This window comes from Marinomonas ostreistagni (genome assembly GCF_016888445.1).
GTDB classification, from domain to species: domain Bacteria; phylum Pseudomonadota; class Gammaproteobacteria; order Pseudomonadales; family Marinomonadaceae; genus Marinomonas; species Marinomonas ostreistagni.
This window is the reverse complement of sequence record NZ_JAFEKF010000004.1, coordinates 122,588-137,538: the sequence shown is the minus strand read 5'-3', so window position 1 is coordinate 137,538 and position 14,951 is coordinate 122,588. Positions and strand designations below refer to the sequence as shown.

At 50.8% G+C, this 14,951-nt stretch carries 12 protein-coding genes; 7 read left to right on the top strand and 5 right to left on the bottom strand.

The genetic code is table 11. The features are described 5' to 3' along the window. Positions 1–151 precede the first annotated feature (151 nt). Positions 152–1,678, top strand: a complete 1,527-nt coding sequence (gene glpD, locus JQX58_RS12015; protein ID WP_204147108.1) for a glycerol-3-phosphate dehydrogenase — start codon at positions 152–154, stop codon at positions 1,676–1,678. Positions 1,679–1,736: 58 nt separating this feature from the next. Here glpD and JQX58_RS12010 read toward each other — a convergent pair whose 3' ends face one another. From JQX58_RS12010 to JQX58_RS12000, 3 genes are all read right to left on the bottom strand, one after another. After that, entirely contained in the window at positions 1,737–2,483 is a 747-nt protein-coding gene (locus JQX58_RS12010; RefSeq protein ID WP_204147107.1) for a MauE/DoxX family redox-associated membrane protein, read from the bottom strand. Between the two features lie 158 nt (positions 2,484–2,641). After that, on the bottom strand, positions 2,642–3,577 hold the full coding sequence (locus JQX58_RS12005; RefSeq protein ID WP_204147106.1) for an LpxL/LpxP family Kdo(2)-lipid IV(A) lauroyl/palmitoleoyl acyltransferase: 936 nt from the start codon (positions 3,575–3,577) through the stop codon (positions 2,642–2,644). A gap of 85 nt (positions 3,578–3,662) precedes the next feature. Then, on the bottom strand, positions 3,663–4,988 hold the full coding sequence (locus tag JQX58_RS12000; RefSeq protein ID WP_338040736.1) for a DUF3422 family protein: 1,326 nt from the start codon (positions 4,986–4,988) through the stop codon (positions 3,663–3,665). Positions 4,989–5,184: 196 nt separating this feature from the next. On the opposite strand from JQX58_RS12000, the gene JQX58_RS11995 reads away from it, so the two are divergent. Next, complete coding sequence (locus tag JQX58_RS11995; RefSeq protein WP_204147105.1) at positions 5,185–6,693, top strand: glycosyl hydrolase family 79 N-terminal domain-containing protein; 1,509 nt, start codon at positions 5,185–5,187, stop codon at positions 6,691–6,693. Here the strand turns inward: JQX58_RS11995 and JQX58_RS11990 are convergent. Further along, positions 6,690–7,634 (bottom strand): LysR family transcriptional regulator, encoded by a 945-nt coding sequence (locus JQX58_RS11990; protein ID WP_204147104.1) that lies wholly within the window; start codon positions 7,632–7,634, stop codon positions 6,690–6,692. The genes JQX58_RS11995 and JQX58_RS11990 overlap by 4 nt on opposite strands. Positions 7,635–7,775: 141 nt before the next feature. On the opposite strand from JQX58_RS11990, the gene JQX58_RS11985 reads away from it, so the two are divergent. The 5 genes from JQX58_RS11985 to JQX58_RS11965 all read left to right on the top strand — a co-directional run bounded on the left by JQX58_RS11985 (position 7,776) and on the right by JQX58_RS11965 (position 13,631). After that, the gene (locus JQX58_RS11985) at positions 7,776–9,191 is read left to right on the top strand and encodes an acetyl-CoA carboxylase biotin carboxylase subunit (protein WP_204147103.1); all 1,416 of its coding nucleotides are present in this window, start codon (positions 7,776–7,778) and stop codon (positions 9,189–9,191) included. A 25-nt stretch (positions 9,192–9,216) separates the two neighbouring features. Further along, positions 9,217–11,025, top strand: coding sequence for a sodium-extruding oxaloacetate decarboxylase subunit alpha (gene oadA, locus JQX58_RS11980; RefSeq protein WP_204147102.1), 1,809 nt, complete (start codon positions 9,217–9,219; stop codon positions 11,023–11,025). Positions 11,026–11,197: 172 nt separating this feature from the next. Beyond that, positions 11,198–12,151 (top strand): type IV pili methyl-accepting chemotaxis transducer N-terminal domain-containing protein, encoded by a 954-nt coding sequence (locus JQX58_RS11975; RefSeq protein WP_204147101.1) that lies wholly within the window; start codon positions 11,198–11,200, stop codon positions 12,149–12,151. Between the two features lie 126 nt (positions 12,152–12,277). Beyond that, positions 12,278–13,021 carry a siderophore-interacting protein gene (locus tag JQX58_RS11970; protein ID WP_204147100.1) on the top strand — a complete coding sequence of 248 codons (744 nt, stop codon included), beginning with the start codon at positions 12,278–12,280 and terminating at the stop codon, positions 13,019–13,021. Positions 13,022–13,148: 127 nt separating this feature from the next. Beyond that, entirely contained in the window at positions 13,149–13,631 is a 483-nt protein-coding gene (locus JQX58_RS11965) for a hypothetical protein (RefSeq protein ID WP_204147099.1), read from the top strand. Positions 13,632–13,756: 125 nt separating this feature from the next. Here JQX58_RS11965 and fadA read toward each other — a convergent pair whose 3' ends face one another. Continuing rightward, a complete protein-coding gene (gene fadA, locus JQX58_RS11960; RefSeq protein ID WP_204147098.1) occupies positions 13,757–14,932 on the bottom strand; it encodes an acetyl-CoA C-acyltransferase FadA in 1,176 nt (391 codons plus the stop codon). Positions 14,933–14,951 lie beyond the last annotated feature (19 nt).

The window sequence follows — 14,951 nt, the reverse complement described above, 5'->3', positions numbered from 1 at the left end:
CTTTAAGTGTACCAACGAATGCGGGCTAAAAAAGCCAGTCCATATTTTTTTACAGGTTGTGTGGCTTTCATGACGTCATCAAGACGTAACCTCTGCTAGGCTTAATCCTAGTGATAAGCACTGTTTCAGCCATTTTTTAGGGAGAGCTAGGATGACGCAAACCCACTTTGACCTGTTTGTCGTAGGCGGTGGTATCAACGGCACGGGAATCGCGGCCGATGCCGCTGGACGTGGCTTATCAGTAGCCTTGTGTGAGATGAACGATTTGGCCAGTGCCACGTCTTCGGCCAGCAGCAAATTGATTCACGGCGGCCTGCGCTATTTGGAGCATTACGAGTTTCGCCTCGTCCACGAAGCACTGGGCGAGCGTGAGGTATTGCTGTCCATTGCGCCCCACTTGGTGACGCCGATGCGCTTTCAGCTACCACATCGCCCGCATCTGCGCCCAGCGTGGCTGATTCGTTTAGGGCTATTTTTGTATGACCACATCGGTAAGCGTGAGCGCTTGGCCAGTTCGTTTAATGTGCAATACGGTGCCGATAGCCCACTGAAGCCAGATATCGAGCAAGGCTTTGAATACTCGGATTGCTGGGTCGACGACGCACGCTTGGTGGTGGCCAATGCTATCAGCGCCCGCGAATGTGGCGCCTTGATTATGCCGCGCACGCGTTGTGAAGCTGCTTATCGCGAGCAAGATCACTGGGTGATTGAGGTAGTCGAAACACTGACGCAAAAGCGTAAGCGCTTCACCGCCAAAGCGCTAATCAATGCCGCAGGGCCTTGGGTTTCCAGTTTTATCGAAACTAAGCTTGAGCGCCAAGCCCCCTATCAGATCCGTATGATCAAGGGCAGCCACATCGTGGTGCCTAAGCTGTTTGAGCAAGACAACGCGTTTATTATGCAAAACGCCGACAAGCGCATTGTGTTTGCCATCCCTTATCGGGAGCGCTACACCCTAATCGGCACCACCGATGAAGAGCACACGGGAGATCCCAAAGAAGCCAGCATTAGCCAAGCCGAAACCGATTATATTTTGGATGTCGCCAATCAACACTTTAAGAAGCAATTATCTGAAAACGATATCGTCTGGAGCTATTCGGGCGTGCGCCCGCTACTCAACGACGACCAGTCAGACGCCTCATCGGTGACTCGTGACTACACACTGCATGTGGAAGACGAACATGGCCAAGCGCCGCTGCTGAGTATCTTTGGCGGCAAAATCACCACCTATCGCCAATTGGCCAATTCTGCCATGCATGACTTGAAGCCCTACTTACCACATATGGGTAAAGAATGGACTCACGCCCACCCACTGCCCGGTGGTGATATGGACAACGATCACAGCATCCTAGCGAGTGCCTTGCGCCAAGAGTTTCCATTTTTAACGGAGGCTCTAGCCAAGCGCTTCACCGCAAGCTACGGCACGCTTAGCTATGTGCTGCTAGGCGAAGCCACAACCCTTGCAGATCTGGGGCAATGTTTTGGTGCAGATTTGTACGCCAAAGAAGTCGATTACTTGATCGATCATGAGTGGGCGTTTAACGCAGAGGACGTGCTTTGGCGACGCAGCAAACTGGGCTTAGAGTTCAGCACTGAGCAAATGACGGACTTAGACCGCTATTTAGCCCACAAACATAATAGCCTGCCCGATCATGCCGAGCTGATGGACATCACTTAAACTATCTAAGACGACACAAGCCCAGCGCTGTCACGCTGCAGTGCTGGGCTGAGTCCCATTACATCGCCACCTTGATAAACATCCAAATTGCCATGGCCAGCATCATTAGGTTTTCTGTTAATGAGATAAAGCCTAATGGCACATTGCTGCCGCCGCCGACACAGGCACATTTCAATTCGCGCTTATCGATGTATACCGCTTTAAACACAGACACCGCGCCCACCAAGCCGATAAAGAATGCAATCGGGATCGATAACCACGGCAAAATACCTGCGATCATCAAGATACCAGCGGCGGCTTCGGCGTATGGGTAGACGTAGCCATAAGGCACCCAGCGCTTCGCCAACAAGTCATAGTTTAAAAACATGGTTGAAAAGCTTTCGACATCGCGAATCTTAAGATACGCCAAGCCACACATAGAAAAGGCAATAAACCACTCAAAGGTTAACACCGACAAAAAGTTTCCCGTTGCCACCGCAGCGGCTCCGAGCGCCATCAACGCCGTGATGGCAAACAGTGACAATACTGGCCAGTAGGATTTTTCGCCATCATCCTTTGGCGCTTTACCAAAATAAGCTTTCAGCTCATCGTAGCCGCCAATACGTTGCCCATTGATAAAGGTCTGAGGGGTGGTGTCCACACCATGCTTATCTTTAAAGGCATCGATCTGCTCACGACTGGTCAGATGATGGTCTTCGACCTCGTAACCATGTGATTTGAGTAAATGACGAGACTTAAGCCCAAATGGACATACGTGGTCTGTCATCACCATACGATAAAGTTGTGCGGTCTTGTTTTGCGACATGAGTTCCTCCTTTAACGTGTAACGTAAGCGGCTCAGTAAAGCCTTATTACAGTTAAGGATGGAATACGAAGCCTTGTCAGCGAAAGGGAGAACTAAGAAAAGTCAGCGCATACGCGCTGACTTTTAGGATGTTTCGCGCAAATAACTAGGCAAATAGCTTATTTGGCGTCAGAGTAAAGAGACGGATCGCCTTTCACTGGGCGAGTTTTAAAGCGACGGTGCAGCCACATGTACTGCTCTTTATTGCGGCTAATGATCTGCTCGATGATTTGGTTGCCTAAGATAGCATCGTCCAACTCGCTCTCGCCGGGGAAGTTTTCCAGCGGTGCGCCGATCTCAATATTGTAAGCGCCATTGCTCGCGTCACGCTCGACAAAAAATGGCAAGACTTTCGCTTTACCAAGTTTCGCCAGCGTTGTGCCGCCGGTGATGGTGGCCGCTTCTTGGACTGCAAAGAATGGAATAAACACGGCACTAGAACGACCAAAGTCTTGGTCAGCGGTGTACCAGATCACATCCGGCGCACGCAGGCTGCGCACCATTTGGCGCAGATCTCGCTTCGGGATCAAGGCCTTATTAGAACGCAAGCGCCCTTTAACTTGCAGATATTCCATCACTGGATTGTTGTGAGGACGGTAAACCCCGACACCTGGGTTAAACTGGCCAAAAATACGCGCGCCCATTTCCAGCGGCAAACAGTGTACAGCAAACAAAATCACCCCTTGGCCATTGTCCAAGGTTTGCTGTACGTGGGTTTGCCCTTTGATGTTCATGTGCGCTTGCACTCGCTTGTCTGACCACCACCAAGCACACACGGTGTCAAAGATCGCACGACCAGATTCTTCGAAGTTACGCGTCAACAACTGCTCACGCTCTGACTCTGGCATGTCAGGAAAACACAACTCAAGATTACGGCGGGCAGTGCGCACACGGCCTTTGGCAAACAGTTTCATCAACCGGCCAATGCCTTTACCAACAGCCATTTGCCAACGTAACGGCAACATAGAAAGTAAACGCGCTAAGCCAATGCCTAGCCAAAGTCCCCAATGTTTTGGGTGAAGCAACGTTTTTGAAAACTGCGCTTGTTCTACCACAACTACAACCATCCAAAGAAAATTCGCCGCCATTCTACCGCAAAACACAGCATTTTTTGAGCGCAGTACGTCACTTACTCAGTGTTTAACCGATTTGCTCTTTAGCAAGCTTCATAAAGCGCTTATGAATACGCCTAGTCGCCCACCACACTCCACCGATTACCAGTGGCACGGCGATGCCGACGGCCATACTTTTATCGATCGGCGCGCCTTTTTCGTAGGCGGCTTCGATCAGGTATTTGATCAAGCCCACGCTGTAGTACGAGATCGCTGCGACGGATAAACCTTCGACCGTATGCTGCATCGCCAGCTGTATCTTAGAGCGGCGGTCCATCGAGGCCAACAGGTGCTGGTTTTGCGATTGGATCGACATTTCCACGCGGGTGCGCATCATGTCTGAAACCCGATCAATACGACGCGATAAATTCTCAAGGTTCTTATCAGTCGCCTTACAAGTGCGCACGGCGGGCGTCAGGCGACGGGTCATAAATTCTGTGATGGTTAGATGCCCAGAGACTTCGTCTTCTTTAAGCGCCTCTAGACGATTGACCACCAACTCGTGATACGCGGCCGTGGCGCTGAAACGAAAGCTGGTTTCGGCACGAGCTGACTCGACCCATGCGGCCATTTCGATGATTTCACCTAACACCGCCTGCTCGTCGACTTCTTCATTGGTTTCTGCCAGCAAGGCGGTCAGATCGGCGAGCTTTTGGTCCATCGGCGCCAAGCTTTGGTTGTAATGGCGCGCTAAGGGCAACCCAAGCAGCGCCATCAAGCGATAGGATTCGATCTCGATCAAGCGCTGCACCATGCGCCCTAACTGACTCTCTGTCATCTGATGATTAAACACCAACAGGCGACCACAGCCATCGCTGTGGGTTTTAAAGGTAGTCCACACTTGGGCATCACCATTTTGCGGATAACTGCCCACCAAGCGCATGCCTTCAAAATGGGCACGCACCGAGGCACGATCCGCCAGCGCTTTGCCTTGGCCATCTTCCACCGCAATATGAAACGCCGATACGACGGCTCCGCGTAATTGCTGTAACCACTCTTTAGGCAAGCGATCTAGACCATTGTTGGCAAACGGCGCATCTAAAAACGGCGCTCCCGAATCAATAATAGTGTAGGAAATAAACTCTAAATGCGTTTCGCGACGTACTCGTAAGTCGCCAAAATTGGCCTCAATGCAGACTGCATCGTGTGCTGGTGGTACTTGGTGAAAATGACCATACAGGGTGCAAAAATGCTCAAAATCCAAGACCTTTTGCTGGGCATCGGCCATCACCGCCAGATAACTAATACGGCACGGGCTTGGCAAGCTTTGAAACGGTCGGGAATGCAGCTCAGCGTACAACGCATCGCGCTGGGCATGCATGGTCAAGCCATAAGGATTGGTGGTGCTACTCACGGGTCGCTCTCTATAAGTCCAAGTTTATTATTTGCTAAATCATTGAATGGAATGCATTTTAATGCAACACAGCATGTCGTTTAGCGCGCTAATTAGATCAAAGTTGCCGTGAATACAGCGTCTTAGCGCACATCAAAGCGTCACGCGCTTGTCACATAGAGTTGGCAGACTGGCACTCTAGGATGGAGATTGATCGATGCTTTTTAACCCGTTTCGTGTCGCCCAAACCCCGCGTGCTCGCACTATCAATCTGATTAAGCTAGAACGTGACACCCCGATCCACAGCGTAGACCCATGCTATTTATCGTACTCGATCGATATTTCCCTGATCATCGGTGGTCAATGGTGGGAAGGCAGCACCACCTCTAGTCGCGGTCTGGGGACTAATCGCGTGCCACCGCTGGCATTTAATCCCCCCAAACTCAGTCAATTTGTCCAACACTTAAGCCCTGCTTACTTACGCGTCGGGGGCTCTGAAGCCGATACCATTCACTACTTTTGTGCTGATCAAGCGCCACATGATAAAGAACCAGAGCTCAGTGAAGCCATTTGGAATCGGCTGCTGGATTTCATCGCTCAGCATGATTTGAAGTTTATGTTCACCTTCAAATACGGCGCCTTTAACCGCTCACAACACGGCAACTGGAACGGTGCCGACAGCGCCGCACTGCTGCAGTACACTTTAAAACGTGGCAGCAAGATTGATGTTTGTGAGCTGGGTAATGAGCTAAACGCTTATTGGGCATTTCATGGCCTTAAAGCACAGCCACGCACCAAGCAATTGGTGTTGGATTATCAGCGCTTTATTAATCAAGTGCGCCTGTTGAGCCCTGATAGTTTGATTGCAGGACCAGGCAGTGCCTTTTGGCCCTATCTTGGTGAAACCATCAAATACCTTTCTAATATCACGCCAGGCTTTTTGGCTCAGCTGGAAGGCCAGCTCGATATCGTCGATTGGCATTATTACCCGTTTCAGAGTCAGCGCTCGCCAGTGCGCACACGCACCGCGCGCATCGAAAAATTGCTCGACCCACGCTCACTACAAGACTTTGAAACCTTTTCGAACAAATTAGAAAGCTATCGCGCCAAATACCAACCGCAGGCTCAGCTTTGGACCGGTGAATCCGGCTCTGCTCAGTGTGGTGGTCAGCCGAAGTTATCAGATCGTTTTGCCTCGTGTTTCTGGTGGGCGGATCAACTCGGTCGTGGCGCTAAACTGGGGCAAAAGGTGATGATCCGTCAGTCGTTGATTGGCGGCGATTATGGCTTGATCCAACGGGAAACCTTAAAACCCAACCCAGACTTTTGGGTCAGTTGGCTCTGGAAGCGCTTGATGGGCTGCCAAGTGTATGACGTGAGCTGCGCCAACTCGGATTTGATCGTCTATTGTCACGGTGGCCACAAGCAGCAACGCATGACGCTGCTGATTATCAACATGACACCGCGGGCACACCGAGTGCGCTTTCAGGCATTTGGCACACCTAAGCGGCGCTTTGAAATCACCGCCGACAAACTCACCAGTAAAAAGGTGCTAATCAACGGCGTGATCCCCAAGTTTCGTAAAGGCAAAGTGCGCCTAAAAGACTTCCCTAAGCTTGCCAAAATAGACTTAGTCGCCCCTTACAGCATTAACTTTTGGACCTTTAGCGAACCTGAAGACGACGAGTCGAGTCCATTGGGCCACTTTGGCGAGGATGTACTCTAGTCGTAGGCAAACTGCGCCGACAGGGTACGATCGCCCTCTTCGCGCAGATGATCTAAAAATGCCTGCATCACTGGCGTCGGCTGTTTGCTGCTAGGGTACACCGCACACCAGCTACGCTTGAGTGGAAAGCCTTTGATGGTGGGCATGATTAAGCTACCCGCACGCAATTCGGTGATGACATTGACCAGTGGCAATAGCGACACACCAAGACCTGCCAATACGCCATGCTTAATCGATTCGTTAGAGCCTAGCTCCATCACGGGTTTAAGCTTGATGCGCTGGTCTTTACAGAAGTTTTCGATGGCGCCCCGTGAGCCCGAGCCGGTTTCGCGCTGTAAAAACCCAGCGTCAAAAAAGATCTGTGGCGTGATGTTTTTTAGGGTTAAGAGCGGATGATCGGCTTTTACCACGGGCACCAAAAGGTTATCGAAGAAAGGCTGGCGATTGAGCAAGCGCGTGTCTGGCACGATACCCGTGACGGCGATATCGTCTTGGTTTTGCAGTAACCGCTCGGTGGCATTAGTACGGTTTAATACCGTCAAACGGGCGTCGACTTGCGGGTATTTCTGCAAAAAGCCCTTGAGCAAATACGGCAAAATGATTTCTGCAGAGCTCACCACACAGATACGCAACTCACCGCGTAATTGCCCCTCTAACTGATACAAATCCATCTGCAAGGTTTCTAGGTCGCTAAAGATCTCACGCACCACTCGCTCTAACTGAGCCCCTGCTGGCGTCACATAGAGCTGCTTACCGACGTAATCAAACATCGGCTGCCCAAGCGCTGCTTCGAGTTGTTTCATCTGCGCACTGACCGCTGGCTGGGTTAAGCCAAGCTCTGCGGCGGCTTTGGAGTAACTGAGCTTTTGAAACACCACCTGAAACACCTGTAATTGACGAAAAGTAAGGCGATTTAAAAGCTGTCCGAGTGTGTAAACCATGTCTTAACTCTATGAAAAATATGATTATTTAATTAAGTATAAGTGATTGCTTATGGTTTACCAAAAAAATATCAATTTTTTATTTTTGTAACTTTAGAATACTGTAATTGCCATGCTTGATTTGGGCGCATGGAGAAGAAAATGCTGAAGAAAATATTGATTGCTAACCGTGGTGAAATTGCCGTTCGTATCGTACGTGCATGTGCCGAAATGGGCATCCGCTCGGTGGCAATTTTCACCGAGCCGGACCGTCACGCACTGCATGTAAAACGTGCGGATGAGGCTTACAGCATGGGCGAAGACCCGCTTGCGGGCTATCTCGATGCGCGCCGTATCGTTAACTTAGCGGTAGAAACTGGCTGTGATGCGATTCACCCAGGCTACGGCTTCCTTTCAGAAAACTCAGAGTTTGCGCAAATCTGCCAAGAGCGCGGTATCACCTTTATCGGCCCCAAAGCCGAGGTCATTGCTAAGATGGGCGATAAGACACAAGCCCGTAAAAGCATGATCGCCGCTGGCGTACCTGTGACGCCAGGCTCAGAAGACAACCTTGCCGATATCGACGAAGCCGTAGCACTGGCCAACAGCATCGGCTACCCAGTGATGCTTAAAGCAACATCGGGCGGTGGCGGTCGTGGTATTCGCCGCTGTGACAGCGAACAAGAGCTACGTGATCAATACCCACGCGTCATCTCTGAAGCATCAAAAGCGTTCGGCTCAGCTGAAGTGTTCTTAGAAAAATGCATCTTCGATCCGCGCCACATTGAGGTGCAAGTGTTGGCTGACAGCCAAGGCGATGCGATCCATTTATACGAACGTGACTGCTCGATCCAGCGTCGTAACCAAAAGCTGATTGAGATCGCACCCAGCCCACAATTGACGCCAGAGCAACGCTCTTACGTCGGTGAGTTAGCGGTCAAAGCGGCCAAAGCCGTAGGCTATGAAAACGCTGGTACGGTGGAGTTTTTGGTCACCGGCAACGACATCTACTTCATGGAAATGAACACGCGTGTGCAAGTGGAACACACCATCACCGAACAAATCACGGGTGTTGATATTGTCCGTGAACAAATCCGTGTGGCGTCTGGTTTGCCATTGAGCTACCGCCAAGAAGACATTTCGTTTCGTGGTTACGCGTTGCAGTTCCGTATCAACGCCGAAGACCCGAAAAATAACTTCTTGCCAAGCTTTGGGCGTATTACCCGTTACTACGCTCCAGGCGGCCCAGGCGTACGCACCGATACGGCGATCTACACCGGTTACACCATTCCACCCTACTTCGACTCTATGTGTCTGAAGCTGGTGGTGTGGGCACTGACCTGGGAAGACGCGCTTGATCGTGGCGCTCGAGCTTTGGCCGACATGCGTGTACAGGGTGTGAAAACCACCGCTAACTACTACCAAGAAATTTTGAAAAACGAAGAGTTCAGAAGTGGCTTCTTTAATACCTGCTTCGTACCGAACCACCCTGAACTGTTGAACTACTCTGACAAACGCGCGCCCAGCGAAATCGCCCTAGCGATTGCTGCCGCCATCGCTGCCCATGCGGGCGTGTAATTAAGAGATTAAGGAGAAAACCACAATGAGCAAAGTACAGGTTACAGACGTCATCTTGCGCGACGCGCACCAGTCTTTGATTGCCACACGTATGCGCACCGAAGACATGCTGCCGATTTGCGATAAGCTTGATGCCGTTGGCTTCTGGTCTCTTGAAGTATGGGGCGGCGCTACCTTTGATGCGTGCGTACGTTTCTTAAAAGAAGATCCTTGGGAGCGTTTGCGTGCACTACGCAAAGCCCTACCGAACACGCGTCTGCAGATGCTGCTGCGCGGTCAAAACCTACTAGGCTACCGCCATTATGCTGACGATGTGGTAGAAGCGTTTGTCGCCAAAGCCGCTGAAAACGGCATTGATGTCTTCCGCGTATTTGATGCGTTAAACGATCTGCGCAACCTTGAAACCGCCATCAAAGCCGTGAAAAAAGCCGGCAAGCACGCTCAAGGCACCATCTGCTACACCACTAGCCCAGTGCACACCTTGGAGCTGTTTGTTGAGCAAGCCCAAGCCCTAAAAGACATGGGCGCAGACTCGATCGCCATTAAAGATATGGCAGGTCTGCTAACGCCTTACGCGACGTACGATTTGGTCAAAGCCATCAAAGACAATGTCGATTTGCCTTTGTTCGTGCACAGCCACTCGACGGCAGGCCTAGCGCCACTGTGTCAGCTAAAAGCCATCGAAGCCGGTGCCGAGCACATTGATACGGCCATTTCTTCGTTCGCCTCAGGCACCAGCCACCCAGCGACGGAATCTCAAGTAGCGGCCCTTAAAGGCACCCAATGGGACACAGGCCTGGATCTTGAATTACTGACTGAGATCGCCGATTACTTCCGCGATGTGCGCAAAAAGTACCATCAGTTTGAAAGCGAATTCACTAAAGAAGACGTCTCAGTACAGATCAACCAAGTACCAGGCGGCATGATGTCAAACCTTGCCAACCAGCTGAAAGAGCAGCAGGCATTGGATCGCATCCGCGAAGTATTCGCTGAAATCCCACGTGTGCGTGAAGATCTAGGCTTCCCGCCGCTGGTCACACCAACGTCGCAAATCGTCGGTACTCAAGCGGTGATGAACGTGTTGGCAGGCGAACGTTACAAGACCATCACTAACGAGGTGAAACGCTACCTTCAGGGCGGCTACGGCCACCCACCAGCACCGGTTAACGCTGACGTGCGCACCAAAGCGATTGGCTCAGAAGAGCCAATCGAAGGTCGTCCAGCCGATGCCCTAGGCGCTGAAATGGCGCGTCTACGTAAAGACATTGGTGCGCTGGCTAAGAGCGAAGAAGACGTGCTGACCTACGCCATGTTCCAAGACATTGGTAAACAGTTCTTAGAGCAACGCGAAGCCGGCACCCTAGTTCCTGAAGTGCTCGAACCGATTGCTGCTGCAGGCGCTGCCAAAGCCGCTGGCCCAGTGGCAACAGAGTTTAAGATCGATGTTCACGGTGAAACCTACCAAGTAGAAATCACCGGAGTTGGCGGCGATTCGTCTGGCAAGCGCCACGTATACCTAACACTGGACGGCATGCCAGAAGAGGTGCTGTTCGAGTCATTGAACGAATACGATGGCAACATCGCAGGTGGCAGCAAACGTGGCAAAGCCTCAGGCCCTGGTGATATCACCACCAACATGCCGGGCAACATTGTCGATGTACTCGTTGCGGTCGGCGATGAGGTCAAAGCCGGTCAATCGGTATTGATCACTGAAGCGATGAAGATGGAAACCGAAATTCAAGCACCGATCGCTGGCAAAGTCGCAGGCGTTTATGTGTCCAAAGGGGATCGCGTCACACCAGGCGAAACCCTTGTGGAAATAGTTCCGCACTAACGATAGTGTGTTGTTCGTTAGGGGCCTTCGGGGCCCCTTTTTTTTATGCCAGTTGCCCTGACATTGGTCAGTAAGCATACAAAAAAACACACCGCTCTCTTTGAATCCATCTACACTATAATTTTGGCTAATCTTACTGGCCATTAGACTGTATTCGTTAGGGAGATCAAGGATGAGCTGGCACCCGCACAACTCGCGCTCCAGTATTCTATATGCCATCGTATTATTTCTGCTATTTGACAGCGTTGCCCTAGGTCTGAACTTCTGGCTGACCCAACGGGTACAAAACCAAACCCTTGAATTAAACCTTGCTGGCCGTCAGCGTATGCTGTCACAAAAGATGGTCAAAGAACTATTGTTAGCACCGCCAGGTGCGGCCTCTGCAGCACGCCTTGAAAACCTTGCTCAGACCGCACATTTATTTGATTTGACCTTAATTGCTTTCCGCTCTGGTGGCAGCACGTTGGATACCAGCAATCAGCCAGTCACGCTACCGAGCATGGCCTCACGCCCATATTATTATTTGATCCAAGAAAGCTGGGCGATTTGGCAACCGATCCGCGAGCGGCTCTTTGCTTACACGGCTAATCCTCAACCGAAGCTGTTTTTACAACTCAACGAAACCTTAGTTAAAAAAAATCTAGCGCTATTGTCCTATATGAACAGTATTGCGCTAGCAATCGAACAACAAGCTCAGCATGAAACTCGTCAAATTCGTATACTGCAAGCAGCCGCATTATTGTTGGGTATCATCAACTTTGGCGTGATATTTTTGCTTTATCGCAGTCGCCTTAAACTGCTTGAAAACGAGCAAAGTCTTATTAACACGCTTCTCAATAACATGACAGTGGGTGTAGCATTTTGCGATGAATACGACCAACTACTGCATGCGAACCCGAGATTTATTGAGCTTTTGGGCATCAGCATTGAAGAGGCTCAACATTGTAAAATTACCGAATTGATCATTCCTCACCCCATTCATGATGGGCTTTTCACCCTCTCTCATAAGGCCTTTAATCGAGCCGTGCTTAAAGTCGAGCGCTCTAGTGCTCAAGAGCAGGGCCAACACTTGTCGATCTGGCAAGTAGAAGATGTCAGCGATGCGTATTCGGTGCCCAGCGTCTAAGTGATGCCGTAGCATTCAGGGCCAGTATTGGTAACCAATATGCAACGCTGTGTTGCGTTGCTTTTAAGCACTCTCTAATATAAATTGAGAAGCATTCTCATATAAAACCTACAAGAGAGGTGCATCATGGCTAAGCCAGAGCCAAGATTACTAAGCGTCATTCGTAAATCCTTTATCACCCCTAATATGTTGCGATTGACCTTGGGGGGCGCAGGTTTAAAAGACTTCCCTGAAGACCAAGAAAGTGGCTACGTGAAACTGATTTTTCCCGTCGACGGTGGCCGCTTAATGCGCACCTACACTATTCGCCATCAAAGAGCGGATGAGATCGATATCGATTTTGCAATCCATGGCGACACTGGTGTCGCGTGTCACTGGGCGCTGCATGCACAGCCTGGTGAAGAGATTCTAGTGGGCGGACCTGGGCCAAAGAAATTGGCCTCAGAAGCCGCTGACTGGAATCTATTTATTGGCGATATGACTTCCTTGCCTGCAATTAGTGTTAACCTAGGCCAGCTGTCAAAAAACGCTAAAGGCTACGCTCTACTAGAAGTCCAGTCAGAAGACGATATCCAGCAGCTAGACAAGCCCGAAGGCATCACTATTAAATGGATCGTGAATCCCACACCTGGCGCTGACAGCGAGTCGCTGCTCAATCATGTTAAACAATTAGACTGGTTAGACGGTAGCTTGGCCGTTTGGGCCGCCTGTGAATTCAGCTCAATGCGCGCCCTAAGACAATACTTTAAAGGTCGCGACGAAGTCTCTAAATCAGACATTTATGTCTCTAGCTATTGGAAACACGGCCTTAATGAAGACCAGCATAAAGTCGAAAAACGTATCGACCTAGATGCCAACCAAGTGGCGTAATCCTTGAAGAAAAACGCAGGTTTTTGCAGGAAGTGGACAACAGTGTGCAACACTCACTTCCTGCATTGTCTAGCCGATGGTTTGTGGATACGGTAATAACAGACAACTTAAAATAAGGAGGGATAGCGTGAAAATCAACATTCGTAATAAGCGACTTGGGACGGCTTCATCCCTACTTATGCTATCCCTATTGCAACCTCCCGCTCAGGCGAGCGAGGTGGATTGTGACAGTAGTTTTGTTCCGCTCAGCCAAGCGACCAGCACCCCGCTACAACATCACTTAAGCCAACACACTGCCAATGAGCACACCTGGCAGTACCGCCCTGTCAACAGTGCACAAGGCGAGCTAACTGGCTATACCTTCAAAACCAACATCACAGATACTTTTACCGCTTACCATGATGCTTTAGATGCATTGGAAGAGTCGTACCAAGATAATGTGGATGAGGTATTGGACTCATATGAAGCGACCATTGCTGATGCCAGAGCCATCGGTGACGAGCAAGGCGTGCTGCTGGCGAAAGCAAAAACCGACCGCCAATTGAGCGCCCTAAAACAAGAGCGCGACCAAAAACGTTTTGCACTGCAGATGCAGTACAACATCTCCTAAAATCGCTTCTGCTCAGTCTCAGCGCTGCCTAGTCCGTTACGAGCTTATTGAGCCAATACAACAAAGTGGGGCCTTGCGCCCCACTCTTTTTGTCGATGTTAATAAAAACCTGCCAAGCCGTTACATCAGACCCGCTCAAATACGGTCGCGATCCCTTGGCCCATGCCAATACACATGGTGGCTAAGCCAAATTGGGCGTCACGCTGCTGCATCAAACGTAGCAAGGTGGTGGAGATACGTGCACCCGAGCAACCCAACGGGTGCCCCAAGGCAATCGCACCGCCATTAAGGTTCACTTTGTCGTCGATTTGATCCAGTAACTTCAGATCCTTAAGCACCGGTAATGATTGTGCGGCAAAGGCTTCGTTCAGCTCCACTACCTGCATATCTTCAATGCTCAACCCAGCACGCTTAAGCGCTTTTTTGGTTGCAGGCACCGGGCCATAGCCCATTATTGCAGGGTCACAGCCCGCCACGGCCATGCTTTTCACCCTTGCGATCGGTGTCAGCCCTAACGCTTGCGCTCGCTCACCCGACATCATCAATAGCGCTGCAGCGCCGTCTGACAGCGCAGAAGAAGAACCTGCTGTGACCGTGCCACCTTGTGGCATAAAAACAGTAGGCAGTGCCGCCAAGCTCTCCATAGACGTATCAGGTCGGATCACTTCATCGGTCTCGGCCAAGATCATGTTACCCTGTGCATCGTGACCCGCCAGCGGAATAATCTCGGCATCAAAACGCCCTGCCTGAGTCGCCTCATGGGCTTTTTGATGGGAGCGCATGGCGAACTCATCTTGCGCTTCTCGAGAGATTCCATGCATTTTGCCCAGCATTTCTGCGGTCACCCCCATCATCATCGACGCCTTCGCCATGTGTTTGGAAAGCTCGGGGTTAACATCTACCCCATGCATCATGGAAACGTGTCCCATGTGCTCCACACCGCCCACGACAAAAATATCTCCTTGGCCAGTCATAATGGCTTGGGCAGCGGTATGAATGGCAGACATGGATGAGCCACATAAGCGGTTCACTGTCTGAGCGGCAGTGGTGACTGGCATACCCGCCAACAAAGCCACGGCGCGCGCCATATTAAAACCTTGCTCAAGGGTCTGGTTCACACAACCCCAGATCAAGTCTTCGATTGTGCCTGGATCGACCGCAGGGTTACGCGTTAACAGCGCCTTCACCAATTCGGCGGACAGGTTTTCTGAACGCACATTGCGATAGACACCATTCTTGGATTTGCCCATCGGTGAACGGATAGCATCGACGATTACTACATCATTAGCATGGATTGTCATAGTTGTGCTCCTTTCAGCC